We start from the raw sequence: 23,614 nt of genomic DNA, 5'->3' as shown, positions 1-23,614 counted from the left end.
ATTGGTTCGGCGGCCATAGCGGAGGGGCCATACCTGGTCTCGTTTCGATCCCAGAAGTGAAGTCCTCCTGCGTTTTGTTGTTGTACTGTGGATGAGAGTCTATGGGAAGCTCATAGCGCTGCCGGCCATTTATGTTTATCTTTAAGCATTCATTTAGACATAGCGTAAGTTTATGTAGTGTCTTTTGCGTATTTAGAATTTGAATAATTGGATTTCCATTTTTTTTGGATTTTGAATTATTGAATCTTTTAGATTGTTCTATGTATGTGATTTTATGTTTACCCCATTCTATCCCCTCGTTTTGAGGGGATAACCCCCCCCTTTTAATTTGACCCCTCCCTTTTGTGGAGGGATCACCCCCCTCCCCTTCACCATTTGTGTGGAGGGGAACCCCCCCTCTTATTGTGTGAGGGTTTTTTTATTTGGATTCGTGTTTACCCCTTTATTTGTCCCTTCTCCATTTTTTTGTGGAGAAGGGATTTACCCCCCCTTTATGTTTAACCCCATTTGTCCCCTCTACTAATGTGGAGGGGACACCCCCCTCTTAATAGATTTCATTCTATTCGGGGGATTCACAAATCCTTAGAAAAACTAAGGATATTCAATAATAATTCACATTCACCACATTAACAATTGAATTTCAGTAAAAAATCTAAGAAAATACATGGAATAACTCAAATTACATAGACAACAGTTCCCTGATTTACTGTTACTTCCAGGTTGAAAAAAGTCATGAAGTAACCTAAATCAATTCAATACAATACCTATCAAAATCATACACTTTAATTCATCAATCAAGTGCCAATCGGCGCCAAAACCGACCTTAAGGTCAGGTCCAGTAGGGCCATTTATGCTAAACCAACTTCATAGGTTGATTTATTTGGCACGGCGACCACAGCGGAGGGGCCACACCTGGTCTCGTTTCGATCCCAGAAGTAAAGTCCTCCCACGTTTTGATGTTGTACTGTGGGCGAGAGCCTATGGGAAGCTCATACCGTCGCCGGCCATTATTATCACATAAAAATTAAATCAATCTCGCTTTTTATCTTAATTTCCTTTATCTTAATCACTTTTTAACATAATTCCATATCCAATCTAAAATAAAATTCTTCTTTCATTTTATAATTTAAAAGCCCCCCCCTCTCTTCATTTTATAAACCTAAAAGTCCTATTTTCATATTATACCCCTAAAATTATTTTATACTCATTTTTTAGACTTATTACTCCTATTTTTTGATATTTCAAGTTATATCATGATAGTCCTATCTTCATTTTATCAAAAAAGAGATTATCAAAAAAAGAGACTTAGATTTTATTTTATAATACGGAAAATTATTCTATAAATCTGAAAAAACCGTTATAATCCGGGATAATAACTGTTTCTCTCTATTGATGTACATGAGTGAATTACTTTATTAGATACAGTAAAAAAAAATTAAAAAGGTGGAAAAAGGATTCAACTAAATCCTTTTATTGTTTTTTCCGGGTTGCTACTAATCCGCCGAGCACACTGAGGACTGCTAAGGCCAATGGTACGATTGGTGCTCCTGTGGTTTGCATTCCCACAGTGCTGCTGGTTGTGGTTGCTGCGTTTACTGTTGGTTGTGTGTTTAGAGTGAGGGGGCTAATTCCCATACTGTTTATGTTGAAGGTGTCTGAGGTTATTGATGCACTGAATAGGTAATTTCCTGGTATGGTTGTCCATCCTGAGATGTACAGGTTGGGGTCGCCTACTGTAACGTTGGTCATGGTCCAGGTTATGGTATTTCCATTTACAGTCCAGTTTCCATCACCCTCAATTTTGGATATTACAAATCCTTCAGGTAGGGGTATGGTTATGGTTACGTTGTCTGCTGTGTCTGGTCCGTTGTTTCCCAGTTTGTATCTGAGGGTGAATGTTTCACCCACAGTGGGGTTGTTTTTGTCACTGGTTATCTGGATGTAAAGGTCTGCTTTAGGCACATATAACTTGCCAGTTGCATTAGTTCCCTGATAAAATGTTGATTCATTGAAAACTGCAGTTAAAGTGTGGTTTCCAGGTGATTGGCTGATAATGTAATTGAATAATGCTGTTCCTGTGCTGTCTGTGGTGTTCTCTCCAACTTTAGCACCGTCAATCCAGAATTCAACAGTCTCACCAACCAGGGTATTTCCCAGATAATCGGTTAAAACAGCTTTTAAAGTGACTGTGTCACCTTTATTTCCCCTGACATCATCCACAGTGATGTTTGATGGTGTGATGTTAGATGTTAAATATGCAGTGTAATTATCATACCCCTTATATGGATAAGAGCTCTGATTTACTGTTTCTGCATAGTTGGAAACTGTTCCGGTCTGGTTCACGACAACTTCAATGGCCAGCCATCTTGAACTACCGATCATAGTTGATAGGGCGCCTGCATTCCAGTCTGTACCGTTGAATGTGTATTCAGGGTCATTGAAAACCCACGCGGATTCTGTATTTGGATATGATCCCACAGTACGGTAAACATAATAGTTCCCGGTCCAGGTTAGGTCATCCAAAAGATCCAAGACACTTACTGAAGATGTACTATCTGGGCCTGTGTTATGCACCTTTACAATGGCGTAGATCTTGTCATTGTAGTAGGCAGTAGTTATAACACTACCCCAGGGAAGATCCCTGAACTCCTTGTTAATATCCACAAAAGACGCAGGGATAATGGTCACATGCATTGAAACGTTCTGGTTATCGGTACTGGCGTTGATCTGTTGAATGCCTGCACTACTTGCCGTGAACAATATAGTTGCAGTTCCATTAGATGTTTCCACAGTCAATGGTTCCACCAAACTACCAAGAATATTTCCAATTAAACTGAACGTAACTGGAACACCATCTGGAATATGACCAAGATTAGGGTCTAATGGACTGGAGGAACTACCATCAGAACTGTAGTTGTTGAAACTCACTGTGATTAAACTGGTCTGGGTGTTGTTGATAGTCTCTGGAGAGGCATTGATGGTCATAAAAAGCCATGGTGAGTAATCCACTTGTCCAAATATCTGGCTGGATGGATCATTATTATAACCCCACCAGTTATTTTCTGCATTAACGGAACCACCGCTATTGTAAATGGCATTACCCCTACTGGTTGCTGTGTTATTGTAGAATCGGCTGAAATTGATATTACACGTCAAAGAACCATCATTGTAGTTATGGATAGCTCCTCCGTTAATGTCTGCGTGGTTGTCCGTGAAGGTGGATTGGGTTATGGTGTAAGTCAAAGAACCCCTAGGAAAATTATAGTTCCGGATAGCTCCACCATTATAGTATGCGTGATTGCCGGTGAATGTGGACTGGTTTATGATACAGGTCAAAGAACCCATAATATCATAGTTCATGATAGCTCCACCGTAATTTGCGGTGTTGTTTGTGAAGGTGGACTGGTTTATGATGCAAATCACTGAACCAGCATAAACATAGTTCCAGATAGCTCCACCATCTACACTTGCTCGGTTGTTGGAGAATGTACAGTTATTTACTGTAAGATTGTCCTGATTATAGATGGCACCACCCCTGAATGCTTGGTTTTGTGTGAAGGTACAGTTGTTTACGGTTAGATTACCCAGATTGGATATAGCACCACCAACATCTGTGGTGTATCCGTTGGTTAGTGTTAAGTTTTCTAGGGTCACGCTTATTCCTGGTTGGATATTGAATATCCAGTTGGTGCCGGTCCCGTTTATTATGGTTCCAGTCTGGCTTTGGCCCTGTATGGTCATGTTCCGGTTAATGGTAATATTGGTGTTGCCGTATCCTGCGTAAACCCCATCGGCAATGTTCACATTTCCATTGGGGCTTACGGTTCCTGTTGCGTTTTGAATGGTTAATTTCGGCGAGCTCCATGAATAACCATCATTAGTATCGAGTCCGGATGAACCATTCACAAAAATAGCTTCATCTGCAGCAGAAACAGTACTAGCACAAAATATCACGGTTAAGGTTATGAGCAGTAAAGGAATCAAATTTCTGTATGTAATCGCTTGCTTTCTTATCGTTTCACCTCCTTTATGCCTTATAATATCAAATCATAATCCATTGAAAGATATTTACATGTTAGTATGTTATAAAGTAGGCACATTTATTGAAAATAAAAAGATATATATGGATATTTCATAATTAATGGGAATTGTTACGAATCAATGTAAAATATTTCCCTAAAAAGAGTTTCTTTTTTAGTTTAAATAAACTAAAACTTTGCATTTCATGTTACATGAATAGAAAAAATCCTTTATCTAAAAATAAAAAAAGGTGGAAAAAAGGATTCATCAAATCCTTTTTATTGTTTTTTCCGGGTTGCCATTAATCCTCCGAGTATACTGAGGGCTGCTAAGGCCAAGGGTACTATTGGTGTTCCTGTGCTTTGCATTCCTACAGTGTTTCCAGATATTGTGGTTGCTGCGTTTACTGTTGGTTGTGCGTTTAGATTGAGGGGACTAACTCCCATACTGTTTATGTTGAAGGTGTCTGAGGTTATTGATGCACTGAATAGGTAATTTCCTGGTCCGGTGGTCCATCCTGAAATGTACAGGTTGGGGTCGCCTACTGTAACGTTGGTCATGGTCCAGGTTATGGTGTTTCCAGTCACGGTCCAGTTTCCATCACCCTCAATTTTGGATATCACAAATCCTTCAGGTAGGGGTATGGTTATGGTTACGTTGTCTGCTGTGTCTGGTCCGTTGTTTCCCAGCTTGTATCTGAGGGTGAATGTTTCACCCACAGTGGGATTGTTTTTGTCACTGGTAATCACAATGTACAAATTAGCACTAGGCACGTAAAAGTTTCCAGTGGTGTTACTTCCCTGATAAAAGGCGTTTCCATTGAACACTGCTTGTAATGTATGATTTCCTGGTGTCTCGGTGATCGGGTAGTTGAATATTGCGGTTCCATCGGATCCAGTGTTGCTTTCACCAACCATCACACCGTCAACCCAGAACTCCACAATAGCACCAACAACCGGATCACTGTTATGATCAGTTAAAGTTGCGCTCAAGGTTACTGTATCACCTTTATTTCCACGAACATCCCCCACAGTTATGGAGGTGGGAGCTGCCAGTGTTGTTAGGTTTGCTGTGTAGTTATCATTACCTTTATAGGGGTACGTGTTTTGATCTACGGTTTCTGCATGGTTTGACGCAGCATTTATTCCGGTTTGGTTGATGATTCCTTCAATGGCTAACCATTTTTCACTACCAATGAATATGTTCAGGAAGGGTATGTTCCAGTTGGTTCCGTTGAAAGTGTTTACAGGGTCATTTAAAACCCATGAACTAGGTGTAGGGAGAATAGATCCCACATTGGAGAGAACATAATAGTTACCAGTCCAAACAATACAGGTCATGGTGTCTAAAATACTAACAGAGGTGGTGTCTGGGCCCTGGTTTTTTACCTGAACTATGGCGTAAATCACGTCGTTGTAGTAAGCCGTGGTAATGACATTTCCCCATGGAAGGTCCCTGAATTCTTTGTAAATTGATAAATAACTTGCTTCAGGAACTGTTAAGTATGCAGTGTCGTTGTTGTTGGTGTGGTTCCAATCGTAGGTCTCACTTGACACTAATTCCGCGTAGTTGTGCAGTGTGCTGGTACTGGTGAGGTTGGTCATTATATCCAATGCAGCGGTCTGACCCGCAAGTAGTGATGGAATGGTCCAAGTCATTGTTGCTGGATCAAAGGAAGCATCATTCAAGTTCCAATACAAGTCATTAATATTCCATTTAACCCACCATTCATCCACGAAGCTAAGGCCTGAACCCATAATATCTGATATAACCACGTTAGTGGCGGTGTCAGGTCCATTGTTGGTTACAAGTATCCGTGTGGAGATAATATCCCAGTAATTGGCACTGGTAATCTCATAATCTCCGTCATAGTCGTAGAATGCTTTTTCAACAGCGATGTCAGCAGCTGAGGGAACAGTTATGATAGCGTTGTCCTGGGACCATGGTTTCAGGTCATAGGTGGTTTGTTCAGTTACATTTGCCCAGTTGGTGAAAGTTCCGGTACTGGTGGCATTCACAAATAGGGTTAAGATTGCTGTTGTGCCATTGGTCAGTGTTCCAATGTTCCATATGCCTGAATTATAGCTTCCGAAACCATGGGTATCTGCAGAAATCAGTGTCAAACCATTCGGTAAGATATCGGTGATTTCAAGACCTTCCACATCGTCAGGTCCTTCATTACCTGCGGTGATGGTAAATGTAACCCCATCCCAGTAATTCGGTGTATAGTCATCAGCTGTTTTAGTGATGTTCACATGTCCACTGGGATTGATGGTGATGGTTGCGCTTCTGTTTTCGTTATCGATTGTTGCATTTACGTGTTGAACTCCAATGGCATTTGCAGTGAATATAATACTGGCAGTACCATTAATAAATCCGGTTTGTGATCCCAGAGTTCCCAGTGGTCCGTCAATTAAACTGAACGTAACTGGAACACCATCTGGTATATGGCCAAGATTAGGGTCTAATGGACTGGAAGAACTACCATCAGAACTGTAGTTGTTTAAACTCACCGTGATTAAACTGGTCTGGGTGTTGTTGATGGTCTCTGGAGTGGCATTGATGGTCATGAAAAGCCATGGATTAGCATCCACATGACCATATATGAGGTTAGGAATCGTTGTTGGATCAACATTAGAACCCCACCAGTTATTCTCTGCATTTATTAAAACGTTCGAATTCGTATTAAATGCAAAAGCATTACCTAAATTGGCGGAATTATTGTAGAACCTGTTAAAATTAGCTGTTAAAGTGGCATCAAAAATGTAGATGGCACCACCACCAAAACTAGAAGGAATTCGATCTACAGAGTTTCCAACGAAGGTACAGCCCGTCACAATAGAATTACTACCTTGATATGCACCGATAGCACCACCGCACCAGGAATTCGCACCAGTTACAGAGTTATACATGAATGTACAATTAGTTATATTGCAAATATTTCGATATGCAATAGCACCACCACCGTATAATGCAGTGTTTTTAGTGAATGTGCAGTCTGTCAAAGACATTATACTTCCATACGAGTCGCTGTAGATAGCACCACCCCAATGAGTTGCAGTGTTTTCGGTGAGCGTACAATCTGAAATGGACAATATTCCATGGTTTAGGATAGCACCACCATCATATCTGATTCCGTTGGTAAAAGTCAGATTACGGAGGGTGACATTCACACCAGATGTGATAGTGAATACCCAGTTAGTGTCTGTTCCATTGATTATGGTCCCGTTCTGGCTCAGGCCCTGTATGGTCATGTTCTGGTTAATTGTGATATTGGTGTTTCCGGTTCCAGAGTAAACCCCATCGGCGATGTTCACTATTCCGTTGGAGCTTACGGTTCCGGTTGCGTTTTGAATGGTTAATTTTGGTGTACTCCATGAATAACCATCATTAGTGTCGAGTCCAGATGAACCATTCACAAAAATAGCTTCATCTGCAGCAAAAGCAGTACTAGCACAAAACAGTACAGTTAAGGTAATAAGCAGTAAAGGAATCAAATATTTGTATGTAATCGCTTGCTTTCTTATCGTTTCACCTCCTTTTTGTTTGATAAACAGATTACGCTAATATTATGGCATATCTATTGATATAAAGTATTCACTTCATAAAATAATAGAAAGGTTTATTCAATTTTCATAAAGTACGGGGAATTGTTAAGAATCAATGTGGATATTTAACCACAGAAACTAAAGGGAGTTTCCCAAAGAAAAAGAGAGTTCTTTTTGGTTTAAATAAAACTAAACTTTGCAATTATTTTGAAAGGCGCATTAGAGTGACTGATACTTAAAGTTAAAAATTTTCTGATGTAATGAATAGAAAAATCCTTTATCTAAAAATAAAAAAAGGTGGAAAAGGATTCATTAAATCCTTTTATTGTTTTTTACGGGTTATGGCTAATCCGCCGAGTACACTGAGAACTGCTAAGGCCAGTGGGGCTATTGGTGCTCCTGTGGTTTGCATTCCTACAGTGTTTCCAGATGTTGTGGTTGCTGCGTTTACTGTTGGTTGTGTGTTTAAAGTGAAGGGGTTAATTCCCATGGTGTTGATGCTGAAGGTATCTGAGGTTATTGATGCGGTGAATAGGTGATTTCCTGGTCCGGTGGTCCATCCTGAGATGTACAGGTAGGGGTCGCCTACTGTAACGTTGTTCATGGTCCAGGTTATGGTGTTTCCAGTCACGGTCCAGTTTCCATCACCCTCAATTTTGGATATTACAAAGCCTTCGGGGAGGGGTATGGTTATGGTTACGTTAGTTGCATCATCGGGTCCGTTGTTTCCCAGTTTGTAGGTTAGGGTGAATGTTTCACCCACAGTGGGATTGTTTTTGTCACTGGTTATCTGGATGTAAAGGTCTGCTTTAGGTACATAGATTGTACAGTTAGTTGTTGAATTGTTTGGATACTCGGTATGGGTTTCATTTACCACATTGGTGATGTTGGTACCGGCTAAACTGGTTGAATTTACCAGTGCAGTGAGGTAATAGGTTATGTTGCCATTATTTGCCACAATTGCAGCTGGCCAGGTAATAGTAAGGGTAACTGGATCCCAAACACCACCTCCAGTGCAACTGATAAAGTCTAAACCTGCTGGTAGGGTGTCGGTGACAATTAGGTTACTTGCAGTACCTGGTCCGGTGTTTTTGGCTACAATGGTAAACATTACGGTTTCACCAACGTTTGGTTGAGTGTTGTTAGCGGTCTTGTTCAGCTCCACAGTTGCCTGGTTAACATACACATTGGCTGTACTTTCGTTGAAGTAAGGATATGCATTGTAAGAGATGTTTGCTTTGTTAACTAGTGTAGTGCCCGCTGTAGAAGCTAAGATGCGCGCGTCAACCCAAATCGACACACTCATGCCCGGCTGTAATTGAGCAACACCCAATGAAGCTAAAATGTTAGTCCATGTTAGTTCTACACCGGATGGAATAGGGCTTAGGATGTCATATGCAGAGGATACACTCACAAGTTCAGTTCCAACGGGTAAAATGTCTTTTAATGTGATAATGGTTACATTATCCTGGCCGTTGTTGGTGATAGTGATATTATACCGGACTATGTCACCTGCATTGACTGCAGTCACATTGGCTGTGTTGGTAATGTTTAGGTTAGCTACGGGGTTAATTGAAATGTATGCTGCCTCTGCATCACTGGTGGTGTAGTCATCTGCAGTTGCACTGAGTTGAACCGGATTGAACAAAGGATTCAATGCACCTTCGGTGGCATAAAATGTAGCAGACATTGCACCCGCAACAGTATTTGCGGTTAATGAATGACTAATTCCAGAATTAGTGAAGCTTCCCCAGGGTATATCCAGGGTTATAGATTCATCAGGTATGTGTCCTCCAACTAGATCACCACCACCATTGATGTGGTTGAAATCGGCGGTAATGGCTGATGTTTCGCCGTTGTTGATGGTGCTGGGGGTTGTGTTGACACTTAAAATAACCCATGGATTAGCATCCACTATGCCAGATATGAGGTTAGTGACCGTTGTTGGATCAACATTAGATCCCCACCAGTTTAGTGTAGCATTCACAGAGCTGTTGTCATTGTATATTGCACTACCTGTTGGTGCAAGGTTTCCAACAAAACTGTTGAAATGAGCTGTTGTATTAATAGAACCTCGAGGACACCAATTAAAATTGTAGATAGCGCCGCCTGAAACATTTGCAGTGTTATTAGTGAGGGTACTGTTAATCAAAGTAAAATTAATAGAAATCTGACTCTGATCACCATTAATCCAATTGGCTATAGCACCACCATTACGGTCAGCATGGTTATTACTGAAGGTAGAATTTATTGCCGTATTAGTAATAGAACCTATTCTGCAGTAATTTGCTATAGCGCCAGCGTCCCATGTTGCGGTGTTATTGGTGAAGTTACAGTTAGTCACAAGACTATTAATATAACCATCATCTGCAAGATTGTAGATAGTTCCAAACGTATTTGCGGTGTTATTGGTGAAGCTACAGTTAGTTACGGTACTAATGATGTAGTGATCACTAATATCACAATAATTTAGTATAGCACTACCTCTATATGCATTGTTATTTTGGAATGTACAATTGGTTACAGTAGTTGTAATAGATCTAGCATCGGCTAAATTACAGATAGCACCTCCTCCCCATCCTCCTGCATAGTTATCCATTGTTGCAGTGTTGTTAGTGAAGGTACAATTTTCCACAGTTAAATCCCCGTGATTTAATATAGCACCACCCCGATATCCAATTCCGTTGGTAAATGTCAGATTCCCGATGGTGACATTCACACCAGATGTGATAGTGAATATCCAGTTAGTGTCTGTTCCATTGATCACGGTTCCGGTCTGGCTTTGGCCCTGTATGGTCATGTTCCTGTTAATTGTGATGTTGGTGTTGCCGTATCCTGAGTAAACTCCATCGGCAATAGTTACAGTTCCGTTGGAGCTTACGGTTCCTGTTGCGTTTTGAATGGTTAATTTTGGAGAAGTCCATGAATAACCATCATTGGTGTCCAGTCCGGATGAACCATTCACAAAAATAGCTTCATCCGCAGCAGAAACAGTACTGGCACAAAGTAGTATTGTTAATGTGATAAGCAGTAAAGGAATGAAAGTTTTAGTTATTTGTTTTCGTATATTTTCACCTCCTTTTACAATTGTTATCTTGAAAAAATTGACTGTAATTTTACTGTAAGTTAAGTAAAATTATCTGATTATAGTGAATTATAAGAAACTATAATCAAACATATTAATTTTATATCGCTTATAAAGATTATTATAACAAGAAAAATTAGCTATATTAATAATAATTGAGGGAAAAAGACAGTTTTCACTAGTGGAATGTTTCCTATTCAAGAAAATAGCAAGCAATTTGAAATTTTTGGCAGGTAAATGGCCTATAAAAAAAATCTAACAGTATCCAAGAATGAAATATTTATTTCCTTAATTGAGGATCCTGAAGTAAGAAGAGTGAGCTTAATTACTCCCATTTGCACAGGCAAATGAGGTATCCTCATTCTAAGAATGGATGTTCACGTATTTCTACTGAAATACCCAAATGACAATTGAAGTATGTTTAATGGGTTATAGTAGGGAAGTATAACTTGGACTTTGGTTGTATCCATTCCATTTATTAATAAAATCAAAGTTGGAGAATGAAATTAAAGGTTTTTTAATGAGTTTTTAGGACAGTTAATGTTTGAAAAGGACTTAAAAGGATAATTTTATTTAGTCTGAAGAATTGGAAAAAGAAATAAGTAATAACTTAAAGATGATTAGATATGAAATTTAAGGTTTTTATTAGTGGGAATCAGAAGGAACTCCAAGAAGAGAGGATAGCTGTAAAGGAAGTTATCCTAAACACCTCCATAATTAGAGATTTTTTTGAGCCGTTCCTATTTGAAGATTTGCCTGCTGGGGGGCGTGACGCCGTTTCAACATATCTCAATGAAGTAAAAAGTAGTGATATTTATATCGGGATTTTAGGAAATTCCTATGGTCAAAAAAATGAAAATGGAATTTCTGCAACAGAATTAGAATACCATACCTTTTTAGAAAATGTTAATGATGGAGAAATATTACTATTCATCAAAGGTCATGACGACAGCTTGCGAGACTCAGCAACCAATGAATTTTTCAACAAAGCAAAAAAATTGTCAGTTTACAAACGATTTAATTCCATTGAAGACCTGAAAAATCAAGTAATTAGGAGTTTAGAGGCTTTTCTAATCAGTGAAGGCAGAATAAGTTTTGAAGAATTTGATGATAGGATTAATCCTGAAATTGGCTATGATGCAATTGATGAGAATGAAGTAAAAGATTTTCTCAGAAAAAGAGCCATAAATATGGATCTTAAAGTTCCAAATATTCCCATAATTAATATTTTAGATAGTTTAGAAGTTTTAAAAGAACATAAAGGCCATTTAATCCCAAATAACACCGCAATTCTCTTTTTCAGTCAAAAAGCGTCAGATTACTTCCCTCAAAATGAAATTCGAATTGCCCGTTTTGATGGGATTACACGAGGGACTCCCACTATTGATAGTCAGGAGATAAAAGGTCCTGTTTATCAAATAATAGATCAAGTTGAGAATTTCTTCCGTCGAAATACTCGTACAGCAAGCAAAATAGTAGATTTTAAAAGAGTTGACATTCCAGAATACCCATATTCTGCTATAAGGGAGGCTCTTATCAATGCCATAGCCCATAGAGATTATAATCGTACTGGAGCGCCCATTCTCTTTTATATATATGATGACAAGGTTGAGATTATTAGTCCCGGGGGATTAGTTTCGGGTGTAACCCTAAAAAATATTGGTTCAAAACATGAAGCCCGTAATCGGAACATATGTCGGATTTTCCATAAGACTAAGGATATGGAACAGCTAGGTGCGGGCATTCATAAAATGAGAGACTATATGCGAGACTATGGGCTGTCTGAACCTGAATTCAGACTTTACGACAAATCATTTGCAGTAATATTCTATGGTCCTGGAGAACATATTCTGGATCTGGTATCTAGCATACCTGAAGATAGAAAAACTGATTTAAAAGATTTAGGACTGAATGATAGGCAGATAAAAGCTTTAGAGATGATGGTTAACGATGAAAAAGTATTCACCAATAAACTTTATCAGGAAACATTCGGAATTTCAGAGAGAACTGCTTCAAGAGATTTAAAGGATTTAACAGATAAAAAACAAGTTCATGCAATGGGAAAAACAAAAGATAGAAAATATAAGGCATTGTAAAATGGCGGGTATATTGATATTTTGGCGGGAATAATGGCGGGTATTGTAGTGGCGGGTATATTGATATTTTGGCGGGAATAATGGCGGGAATAATTTTGACATAAGTTTATTGGGGCATGACTTGAATTTGTAAGGCATAATTTATTGAAGCATAACTCATATTTTTGCAGCATAAAATGCAGCATATTCCAAATGGGAATGTATTAAGGGGAAATATCATGAGTCAAATTCCTTATGAAATTCTACATTAAAACAGATAAGGCCATTAAAATACTCTTAAAAGAAGATGGTGTGCTTTTAAAAATAGGTTCTTAGTGAAAGATCAATTGCCTTCCCATTCATTTTACAAACCCAAACCCATTGTATTACCTTAATATCTATTTTTTAATAAACATTTGGCTCCTACTTATCTTCCCAGATTAAATAGCAACTTTTAAGATAAACTTGGATAAAGTGATTATCAGAATTGTTTATTCCTAAGATTTTGTATGGGGAATTTTATTTGGGAATGAAAAATTAGGGGGCAATTTAATTTGCAGAAAGTAAATGTTCGTAAAATTATTTTAAATGCTGTTAAAACCACAGAACCAACATGGAAACAGTACGGGATCAAATGGGAAGACATTGATTACCTTTTTATTCAGAGAGGTTACGAACAAGGTGGTTTTAACACTTCTAAGTTCTCTGAACTCTTAATAAAAGAGAAAATTTTTTCTATTAGTAAAATAGGTAGTATTTTAGATAATTTTGAATTTAATCGGACTTATAATCGTGAATTTGCTGGTAATTATAAAAGTCCATTCTACTTAGATCTTGAAAATGGAAAAGCAGGAGAAGAGGGAATAGGTTTTTATAATTCAGTTCGAAATTTCAAAAGGAATAAAGGTAGCCACTATTATCAGTTATTATGGTGGATGCTAGTCTGCTGTAATGATTTAAAGCATAAGTATGATGCTAGTTTTTCCAATTACCTCCTAGTGAAATATTCTAAATTCAAAAATAGATCCATTGATGAAATTGAATTTTTAACCCAATCTGTAGATGAATGGGAACAATTTAAAAGGACTAAACCTTGGAATGACTTACTAGGCATCGGTGAAAATGTATTTGACTTTTTAATGGGAGATCTTGTTGATGAAGGGTGGGAAGACCGTGAATTTGTTAAAGATTCCTATAAACTAGATGATTCTAACATTCGATTTTTAAAAGTAACTGGAATCAATAATGAACCTGAACATGACGTAGTTGTAAATTATTTAAAAAAATTAGAACTTCCTTACACAATAAGACAAACCAATAAAGGTATCTATTCTTATTGTTCTGAAACTGCCTTGAAAGAGGTTGAAGAGGGAGTTTATCAGGGTGACCCCCAAAACCATGGATTCTGCCACCCTAATAGATGTAAAGAATGCAATGTAGAAGATATCTGTGAGAAAGATTTTTCAAGTTTAAGGTGATTTAATGCCATTATTTTCAATGAATAAGGGGAATCTAGAGCGCATAGATAAAATTGATTTTAAATTGGAAAGAGAAATCCAGAAAATAACTGAAGAAAACCTTGAACTCATTTTTGGTTTGGATTTTGTCAAGTCCGAATTTCAGCTAAACAATTTGAGGATGGATACTCTGGCCTTTGATAATGAAACCAGATCATTTGTGATTATAGAATTCAAAAGAAGCTCAAATTTTTCTGTGATTGATCAGGGCTTTGCCTACCTTGCTCTTTTATTAAATAACAAAGCTGATTTTATTTTGGAATACAATGAATCTAAAGATATTTCTTTAGGTAGAAATGATGTTGACTGGTCCCAGTCACGTGTAATATTTGTTGCACCCCAATTTACAAGGTACCAAAGACAGGCAATAGATTTTAAGGATTTACCCATAGAACTATGGGAAGTTACCAAATATAAAAATGAAAACATTCTTTTCAACCAGTTAAAGGCATCTAGAAGCAGTGAATCCATCACAAAGCTAAGTTCGAAGAGTGAAATTGTTCAAAAAGTTAGTGATGAAGTGAAAGTATTCACCGAGGATGATCATTTAAAAAACATATCCGATGAAATTAAAGAACTATATGATGAACTGAAAGAGAGAATCTATCTTTTTGGTGAAAATATAGAGGTTAAACCTACAAAACTCTACATAGCCTTTAAATCTAACACTAATTTCTGTGACATAACTTTGCAAAGGAATAAAATGAAAATATGGCTTAATGTACGTAAAGATACCTTGGATGATCCCCGAGGTATGGCCCGGGATGTTTCCGATGTGGGACACTGGGGAAATGGAGATTATGAGATTATAATAAAACCTGAAGAAGATATGGATTACTTGATGACTCTTATAAGACAATCTCACGAAATAAACTCCTAAAACTATGGGGATAAGTAATGGCAACACAAAGTGAAGCAGCACTGGGAAAAATGCCGCATAAAAAAAATTCATAGAATGTATATGGATAAGTTTACTCTCTTAATTTAGGAAATAAACTTCCTAAAGTCAACTATCGCATTTTGGCAACGGTTCAAAAATAGAGAAAGTTAACTGAAAGGAAATAAATTATATGGGGTTACCATATCCAGGGTCTCCTGGATTAAGGATTCCATCTCCTCCACATCCATCGCAACGTATTTTTTTAGTTCCTTCTCCAAAGCCTGAGCCTTGACATGTAGGGCAAGTATTATTGCCAACTTTACCTATACCATTACATGCTGTGCAGATATTTTTGCTTTCATAGTATCCTACACCCTTGCAGTAACTGCAAGTGTAACTTTTAGCTTCGGGAGTTTTAGAATTAGTAACACTGGAATTTGTAGTGTTAACTGTAACATTCATTGATGCGTTTTGGTTACTTGAATTGTTTGAAGGGGTAAAAGAATTATTTTGGCTTAAAATTGCAAACCCCACACTTATAATTGCTATTATAAGAATTACTATGATTATTATCAGAATATCTCTTTTTATCATACAATAACCAATTAAATTTTATTTATTATATATTTTATTATCTGATTTTTGATGAAAATAGCGAATGTGAATTGATTCTGATAAAAATGGATAATAAAGCTGAATTTGATTCATAATCTGAAAAAATGAATATCCATTTAGTTTTGATGTTGATTTTATTGTAAATATTATTAACTAATGGCAAAATATTAGGAACTTAGGAACTTAGTCCACAGATATGAAAAGTGGGAGCAAATAGTAACTTTTAATATAATCATAATCATCATAATATCATGGAATCGTATACTGATGATGTTTCATTGTTATCAGAATTCAAAACTAGAAAGCAGTATATCGATCCAGAATTAGAAAAACAAGGATGGCTTCCAAAATATATTAAAGAGGAAGTCAACTCTGTTAAATCAAATTTTAAAGATAAAAATATTATTTTGTTCGATGGAAACCCTCAACGGAATGTTGATCGTTTCATTGATTATGTTTTACTGGATGAAGATTACACACCTTTAGCTATAATTGAAGCAAAAAGGTTTTCCAAAAACGCAGATACCGGCCGAATACAGGCTAGAACATATTCTCTGGATATTGAAAGTCAAATAAACCAGAAAGTACCTATTTTCTTAACTAATGGTCAAAAATGGCTTTTTATTGATGAGTACGGTATTGAAAGGAAAGTCAGTGGCCCATTTTCTCAAGCTGATTTGAAAAGACGCAGGGATCTATACCGAAATCGTAAAGATCCTCGAACTGTTAAAATAAATACTCATATTGTGGATAGGCCCAGAAGTGTGACCATAGTCCGGAAACTCTCAGAACACTTTTCAGAATGTCATAGAACTGCTTTAATAGAGATGGCCACAGGTACAGGAAAGACCCGTGTAGCAATGGCCCTTATTGATCTATTAATCAAATCCAATGTGGTTAGAAATGTCTTATTCATTGCAGATAGGATTGCTTTAGTGGGACAGGCCAGAGATAATGGATTTAAAAAATATTTCACAGAACCAGCAGCTGATTTAAGGGAAGGATTCACCACTTCCAGTCGCTTGTATGTTTCCACAGTGCAGACCCTAATGGGTGGCAAGGAAACCCGAATGTTTGAGAAATATTCCCCTGGATTTTTTGATTTAATTGTTTTTGACGAAGCACACCGATCCATCTATGATAAAAACAATCTAATTTACCAGTACTTCGACTGTATAAAAATAGGATTAACCGCCACTCCCCGAGAAAGGGAAACGCAGAGTACCTTTGATTTATTTGGAAAGGCCACTGCAGAGTATTCTTATGATGAGGCGGTTCGGGATGGGGTTTTAGTTCCCTACTTTGCCCATATTATTTCCACCAAAGTTTTAAATGAGGGAATAAAACAGGAGGACCTGGACAAGTTTCTAAAAGACCAGCTCCGCAGGCAGGATGTGGATCCTGACACCTTCGAACCAACTGGTTCCCAGTTTGACCGGGTGTTCATGGATGACAAGACCAACACCCTCGTAATAAAAAGTTTCATGGAAACCTGCTACAGGTCAGATGAAGGCAAACCTGCCAAGTCCATTTTCTTCTGTGCCAGCAAGAACCATGCAAATAAAATGAAGGAAGTTTTTGGAGAGTTATTCCCCAAGTTTGCCAGTGAAGTGCAGGTTATAACCTCGGACATGTACCGCGCTAATGATGAGGTTAAACGGTTTAAACAAAGATCAAACCCACGCATTGCCCTTTCAGTGGGAATGCTCGATACAGGGGTGGACATCCCTGAAGTCTGCAACTTAGTGTTTATAAAACCAGTTGTATCTCCCATAAGATTCTGGCAGATGCTGGGCCGAGGAACCCGTAACTTGGAAGCATGCAAGCACAAGGACTGGCTCCCCAACAATAGAAAGGATGATTTTTTAATATTTGACTTCATGATCGGGGGTCATTCCAATATTGAGTTCCATGAACTGGAAAGGGGAAAAGGTACGGGAGTGCCCAACGATGTTCTAACCAACATTTTCAACAACCGGGTGGCTCTATTAGAGCAAAATTTAACCCCTAAAGAAAGGGAACTCATAACCGGTAAGATCAGGGCCACCATAGATGAACTGGATGAAGAGTTCTTCCTGGTCCGGGAAAAATCATCCATAATCTCCCGGATAAAAAAAAGTGATGACTTTGATGGAATGGTGGATGAGTTAATGGATGAAGTATCTCCCTTAATTATCACCCAGTTTGGGACTAATTCCAAGGTTTCATCATTTATTTTAAAGGCTGAAAAGCTATTCACCTGCGTGCTGGATCGGGATAAGGAGAAGATTGATAAAATACGCCGGGAACTGGTCTACATGATCCGCAATGTGGCTGATAAGGACAATCTCCAGGTGATAAGTGAGAGGAAACCACAGCTTATGAGAGCCCAGCAGATGGAGTTCTGGGAAGACCTGACATTTGAAGATGTGGAATTTTTGGTGAGGGAGATTGCACCGGTGATGAAGTACTTTGAACCCACCTGCAGGCCAGTCGTTGATATTTCCGCACTGGATATAATTGTAAACTGGAAAGAGTTTGAAAAAGAAGTTAAAGAAGATGAAGACCTTAAAAGACTCTTAGAGCGAAGTGAAGCAGTCCGTAAGTTAAAGGAAGGTGAAGGGATAACCTCCAGGGAACTTATGAATTTAGAAAAAGAACTCTCCTCTCTCAAACCTGAAATAACCATTGAATACATTCAAAAACAGCAGAATATTGACTTTCTACTATTTTTAAGGGACATTATTAATATAAAGCGAAACGATGATCCCAGAGCCATGATTGAGAAACGGTTCGACAGTTACATAACAAACAATCCCCACTACACCTCCCGACAGCTTGAATTTTTAATGTTGTTGAAGAAGGTGTTTGCAGAGAGGAAACACATAGAAATGAAGGACCTTGGTAGTCCTCCCTTTGAGGATGAGAATCCTTTGGACTTGTTTAGTTATGAGGAGTTAGAGGGGATTGTGGATAAGTGTAATAGGATTAGGATGTGTTGATATAAGATAATAATTTAATTAATTAATTTTAATACTATGGGAGATCTATGATGGAAATTATTAAACCAGATTGGGATAAGTTTAAAGCAAAATTTAGTGAGAATCATCAAGATAATTTTGAATGGTTTTGTAATTTACTTTTTTGTAAAGAATTCAATCAACCCTTTGGTATTTTCCGTTACAAAAATCAATCTGGAATCGAAACGGATCCTATTATTAAAGAAGATGAAGTAATTGGCTGGCAAGCAAAATTCTATGAAACTACTTTATCATCCCATAAAAAGGATCTTATTGAGACCATCAGACGAACTAAGCGTGATTATCCAGATATTACTAAAATTATTTTGTATTCTAATCAGGAATGGGTGCAGCGGCTAGATCGGGAAGATAAAGCTAAAAAGCCACCAAAAGGACTAATTGAAATTGAAGAAAAAGCTGAAAGTTTACAAATCGAAATTGATTGGAGAACTATGAGTTTTTTTGAATCTTCTTTCGTTACAATTGATAATAAAATTATTGCACAACACTTTTTTAGCCTAGATCAAAGCATTATAGGTCTTGTTAACGAAAAAAAACTGCATAATGATGCAGTATTCCATGAAATTCAGACGGATATAAATTTCAATGATCAAAAAATAGAAATTGATCGGAGTGAAATTTTACAAAATATTGAGAATGAACTTAGGCAGAAACAAATATTAATCATAAGTGGTGTTGGGGGAGTTGGCAAAACAGCAGTTATTAAAAATTTCTATAAAAAAATAGGGGAAGAAACTCCTTTTTATGTTTTTAAAGCTAATGAATTCAATTTAAATAACCTAAATGATCTCTTTAATGGACTTAATTTTAGAGATTTCATTGATTTTCATGATAATGAAAAAATTAAAATTATTGTTATTGATTCTGCTGAAAAATTATTAGAACTTCCAAATACAGACATTTTTAAGGAGTTTCTTTTAAATTTAATTAAAAATAACTGGAAAATAATTTTCACGACTCGAAATAATTATTTAGAAGATTTGAATTATCAATTTATTGATATATATAATATTAATCCATTTAATTTAGATATAACAAACTTAGATGAATCTGATTTGGAAAATTTATCTAGCAAATACAGTTTTTCTCTTCCAGAAGACTCAAAACTAAGTGATCTTATTAAAAATCCTTTTTATTTGAATGAATATTTAAGGTTTTATAATGAAAAAGAGACCTTAAATTATTCCAATTTTAAAGAAAAGTTATGGAATAATATAATAAAAAGATCGAAACCATCTAGAGAGCAATGTTTTTTAAAAACAGCTTTTGAAAGAGCAAATCAAAGTCAATTTTTTGTTAATCCTGATTGTGATTCTCAAATTTTAGATAATTTTGTTCAAGATGGAATTTTGGGATATGAAACAGCAGGATACTTCATTACTCATGATATTTATGAGGAATGGGCATTAGAAAAGATAATCAATTCTGAATTCATAAAGAAACAAAACAATGAAGAATTTTTTGAGAAAATTGGAGAATCTCTACCAGTACGTAGAAGCTTTAGAAATTGGGTATCTGAGAAACTTTTACTGGAAAATGGACTCATAACACAATTTATTGAAGAAATTATTCAAGATGAAGAAATTAAGTATTTTTGGAAAGATGAAATTTTAGTCTCCGTTTTGCTTTCTGATTACTCTGAAGCTTTTTTTGAGTTATTCAAAGAAAAATTGATAGAAAATGATCAAAAGTTTTTAAAAAAAGTTACCTTATTACTCAGGATAGCCTGTAAAGAAGTTGATAATGATTTTTTTCAAGCATTAAGCATAAAAGAGATGAATTCACTTCCTATAACTTACTTTTTTACTAAACCTAAAGGTAATGGTTGGAAAAATCTGATAAAGTTTGTTTATCAAAACTTAGAGTCTATTAAAATTGAAAATATTACTTTCATTTTTCCCATAATTCATGATTGGAATAGTAAATTCAAAAAAGGTGAAACAACAAGATTTTCTAGCTTAATAGCTTTAAAATACTATGAATGGGTAATTGAAGAGGATAAATACTTAGATAAAAAAATTGAAGAAAAAATTCTTCAAACTATTTTATTTGGTGCTAGTGAAATAAAAGACGAACTTATTATAATTTTTGATAAAATATTGGAAAATAAATGGGATAACCATAGAGACCATTATAATGAGTTAATAAATGCCATTTTAACAAAAGTGGGGGTCAATATGGAAGTCATAAAAGTTCTTCCAGAATATGTTTTGAGATTGGCAGATCTTTTTTGGTTTAAAAATCCTAAAAAAGATGATTTTCATAATTCTGGGCATCAAGGTGATTTACCTTTTATTGATGATCCTCTAGACATTGAAGGGAAATTTTGTTTAAAACGAAATGACATGGATTATTTCCCTTCAAGCTCTTTTCAAACACCTATTTACTGGTTGTTACTATATTCTTTTGAAAAAACTATAAATTTTATACTAAATTTCACCAATAAAACGATCAAATGCTATGCTAAATCTGATTTAGGGAAAGGAGAACTTTTCAAATCAGGGGATGAAGAAATTTTCAATTTAGGAAAAGAAAAAGTTGAAGAAATAGACGTTTTTATCGTAAATGGAAAAACAACCAAACAGTATATAGATGACACGATTTGGAATATGTATAGGGGTACTAAAAATTCACCTAATGTTTTACAATCAATGCATATGGCTTTAGAAAAATTTTTCCTCGAAAATGCAGAAAAATTTGATCCAGAAGTATTAGAATCTTGGCTTTTATATTTGCTTGTGAATGCTAAATCAGCTTCTATTACAGCCATAATCGCAAGTATTGTATTAGCATTCCCTGATAAAACTTTTAATGTAGCTAAAGTATTATTTCAAACAAAAGAATTTTTTATTTATGATACCGTTAGGTGGAGTCTTGAAAATACTGCAGAAGGTATTTATAGCATAGGATATGGCCTTAATTCTCAGCGCAATTTTTACCAGGATGAAAGAATAAAAACTTGCAAAGATGAACATAGAAAAAAGTCTTTAGAGAGTTTAGCTTTATTTTATCAAGTTTTTAGAAATGAACAAATAAGTGAAGAAGAAGTTGAAAAACGGCAGCATAAAATATGGGATATTTTTGATGAATATTACAATGATTTACCTAATGAAAAAGAAGAGACGGACTCTGATAAAACTTGGAGACTTTATTTAGCAAGAATGGATAGTAGGAAAATAGTTCCTAAAATTGAAAAAAAAGACGATCATGTATTAATTAAATTTATAACAAAACTTGGTTCTAAACTGAAAGAATTCAGTCAAAGATCAACTGATGAAATGTCAGAAAAAATGAAATACATGCCTTTAAAAATGTGGGCCAGCTACAAAATTGGAAATGATGATAGATATAATGAATTTAAGCAATATAAAGATCCTAAGCTAGTTTTAAAAGATTTAAAGGAAGTTGTTAACGGTTTCAAGTCTAATGATCTTGAATTTCATCTTTTTTATCATTCCATTCCAGGAGATGCATGTTCTGTTTTAGTTAGGGATTATTCTGAAGAAATTTCCAAGGATGAGATAAGTTATTGTAAAAATATTATTTTAGAATGTGCTTCCGCATCTCTACGAGAAAATTATGGCTATCAATTGGGAGATGGTGTAAAATCTGCGATTTCTGTGCTACCACTCTTGCTGGAGAAATTTCCAGAAGAAAAAGAGGTTATAAAATTTATTTTGTTATTAACTTTATTTGATCCTCAACCAATGGGAGTGGGTTCTGAATTCTGCGATTATTCTAAGTTAGCAATAATTAATTTATGGAATATTAATTTTGAAGATACCCAATCCTTACTTTTGGGATATTTGTGGTTAAAACCAAAATATGAGGAATTAAGAGCAGAAATACGTAAGAAAAATTATGGGAAAAATGTCTATGAAGTTTATGAAATTGAATTAATAAAAGAATTTGATAATAAGTACGAAAAAGAGCTGCAAAAAGTAATCAAAAACGAAATCACTATAAACGATTTAAATGAGATAGAAAAACAGGATTCATATGTTCTAAAAACAGCTTTTCAGTTAATACCATCAAAAACAGAGCATACAGAACATAAAGAATTAGCTAAAACTATAATTTCAACTTTTGCAAAGGATTTATTATCAAATAAAAGAGAAGATAAAATTGATTATTGGACAAGACATATATTTTTAGAAAAACTAGCAGATTTTGTTTTAAACTCATCTAAACAGGATATATCTAATTATTTAAAGCCATTTATTGATAATTTCAATAGTTCAGAAGATATGGCCAATTTATTTAAAGAATTTGCATACGCGGAAGATAGATTAGATGTTTACGATAATTTCTGGGAAGTTTGGGATTTATTTTATGAAAAAATAGTTGAAATATGCAATAAAGGAGACAATTATTATACTAAAAAAGTTATTAAAGGTTATCTTTTTGCGGAAAATATTTGGAAAAAGGAAGCCACTCATTGGCATACATTTAAAGAAGAGGATAAACGTTTTTTTAAAAAACTAACAGAGAATACTGGGCAATGTCCTTCTGTTTTATATTCAATCTCAAAATTATTAAATGGAATAGGAAGCCTTTATGTGGATGATGGAATTTTATGGATTTCTAGAATGTTAAATGTTTATAATAATTTGTGGTCAGATGAATTAGAGACTAATACGGTCTATTATTTAGAGAATATTGTCAGAAGGTATGAGAATATAAATTCTGAAAAGTTAAGAAAAAACACACAATTAAAACAACAATTTTTAGTAATTTTAGACTTTTTAATAGAAAAAGAGTCTGTTGTTGGATACATGTTAAGAGAAACTATTCTATAATGTGATTTTTGGAATAAACATATGAATTGACTTAAAATCATCAAATAAATGTTCG

At 35.8% G+C, this 23,614-nt stretch carries 9 protein-coding genes and 2 rRNA genes; 7 read left to right on the top strand and 4 right to left on the bottom strand.

All coding sequences use genetic code 11. From position 1 onward, the window contains the following. Positions 1 to 5 precede the first annotated feature (5 nt). Both rrf (HY987_RS08515) and rrf (HY987_RS08510) read left to right on the top strand, forming a co-directional pair. Positions 6 to 127, top strand: a 5S ribosomal RNA gene (gene rrf / locus HY987_RS08515). A gap of 757 nt (positions 128 to 884) precedes the next feature. Beyond that, a 5S ribosomal RNA gene (gene rrf, locus HY987_RS08510) occupies positions 885 to 1,006 on the top strand. 464 nt (positions 1,007 to 1,470) lie between these two features. Here the strand turns inward: rrf (HY987_RS08510) and HY987_RS08505 are convergent. The 3 genes from HY987_RS08505 to HY987_RS08495 form a co-directional block, all read right to left on the bottom strand. Then, on the bottom strand, positions 1,471 to 3,984 hold the full coding sequence (locus tag HY987_RS08505; RefSeq protein WP_292757545.1) for an Ig-like domain repeat protein: 2,514 nt from the start codon (positions 3,982 to 3,984) through the stop codon (positions 1,471 to 1,473). Positions 3,985 to 4,298: 314 nt separating this feature from the next. Next, positions 4,299 to 7,517 (bottom strand): Ig-like domain repeat protein, encoded by a 3,219-nt coding sequence (locus tag HY987_RS08500; protein WP_292757543.1) that lies wholly within the window; start codon positions 7,515 to 7,517, stop codon positions 4,299 to 4,301. A 373-nt stretch (positions 7,518 to 7,890) separates the two neighbouring features. Then, on the bottom strand, positions 7,891 to 10,533 hold the full coding sequence (locus HY987_RS08495; protein WP_292757541.1) for a hypothetical protein: 2,643 nt from the start codon (positions 10,531 to 10,533) through the stop codon (positions 7,891 to 7,893). Between the two features lie 746 nt (positions 10,534 to 11,279). Between HY987_RS08495 and HY987_RS08490 the strand changes: the two genes are divergently transcribed. The 3 genes from HY987_RS08490 (at position 11,280) to HY987_RS08480 (ending at position 15,125) form a co-directional block, all read left to right on the top strand. Beyond that, on the top strand, positions 11,280 to 12,749 hold the full coding sequence (locus tag HY987_RS08490; RefSeq protein ID WP_292757540.1) for an ATP-binding protein: 1,470 nt from the start codon (positions 11,280 to 11,282) through the stop codon (positions 12,747 to 12,749). Between the two features lie 533 nt (positions 12,750 to 13,282). Next, positions 13,283 to 14,206: a hypothetical protein gene (locus HY987_RS08485; RefSeq protein WP_292757538.1), complete on the top strand. Its 924-nt coding sequence runs from the start codon at positions 13,283 to 13,285 to the stop codon at positions 14,204 to 14,206. 4 nt (positions 14,207 to 14,210) lie between these two features. Next, positions 14,211 to 15,125, top strand: coding sequence for a DUF5655 domain-containing protein (locus HY987_RS08480; RefSeq protein WP_292757537.1), 915 nt, complete (start codon positions 14,211 to 14,213; stop codon positions 15,123 to 15,125). Between the two features lie 186 nt (positions 15,126 to 15,311). Here the strand turns inward: HY987_RS08480 and HY987_RS08475 are convergent, their stop codons facing one another. Beyond that, the gene (locus HY987_RS08475) at positions 15,312 to 15,719 is read right to left on the bottom strand and encodes a hypothetical protein (protein ID WP_292757535.1); all 408 of its coding nucleotides are present in this window, start codon (positions 15,717 to 15,719) and stop codon (positions 15,312 to 15,314) included. Between the two features lie 272 nt (positions 15,720 to 15,991). Here HY987_RS08475 and HY987_RS08470 point away from each other — a divergent pair, with 272 nt between their 5' ends. Further along, on the top strand, positions 15,992 to 18,721 hold the full coding sequence (locus HY987_RS08470) for a DEAD/DEAH box helicase family protein (protein ID WP_292757533.1): 2,730 nt from the start codon (positions 15,992 to 15,994) through the stop codon (positions 18,719 to 18,721). 47 nt (positions 18,722 to 18,768) lie between these two features. Next, the gene (avs4, locus tag HY987_RS08465; protein WP_292757531.1) at positions 18,769 to 23,559 is read left to right on the top strand and encodes an AVAST type 4 anti-phage nuclease Avs4; all 4,791 of its coding nucleotides are present in this window, start codon (positions 18,769 to 18,771) and stop codon (positions 23,557 to 23,559) included. Positions 23,560 to 23,614 lie beyond the last annotated feature (55 nt).

Source organism: Methanobacterium sp., from assembly GCF_016217785.1.
Taxonomy (GTDB): Archaea; Methanobacteriota; Methanobacteria; order Methanobacteriales; family Methanobacteriaceae; genus Methanobacterium.
This window is presented reverse-complemented; position numbering and strand designations above follow the sequence as displayed.

What these genes read in the sequence shown, in the direction of transcription:
- HY987_RS08490 (WP_292757540.1), top strand. Translation starts at nt 11,280, where the DNA reads ATGAAATTTAAGGTTTTTATTAGTGGGAATCAGAAGGAACTCCAAGAA.
- HY987_RS08480 (WP_292757537.1), top strand. Translation starts at nt 14,211, where the DNA reads ATGCCATTATTTTCAATGAATAAGGGGAATCTAGAGCGCATAGATAAA.
- HY987_RS08475 (WP_292757535.1), bottom strand. Translation starts at nt 15,719, where the DNA reads ATGATAAAAAGAGATATTCTGATAATAATCATAGTAATTCTTATAATA.
- HY987_RS08470 (WP_292757533.1), top strand. Translation starts at nt 15,992, where the DNA reads ATGGAATCGTATACTGATGATGTTTCATTGTTATCAGAATTCAAAACT.
- avs4 (WP_292757531.1), top strand. Translation starts at nt 18,769, where the DNA reads ATGATGGAAATTATTAAACCAGATTGGGATAAGTTTAAAGCAAAATTT.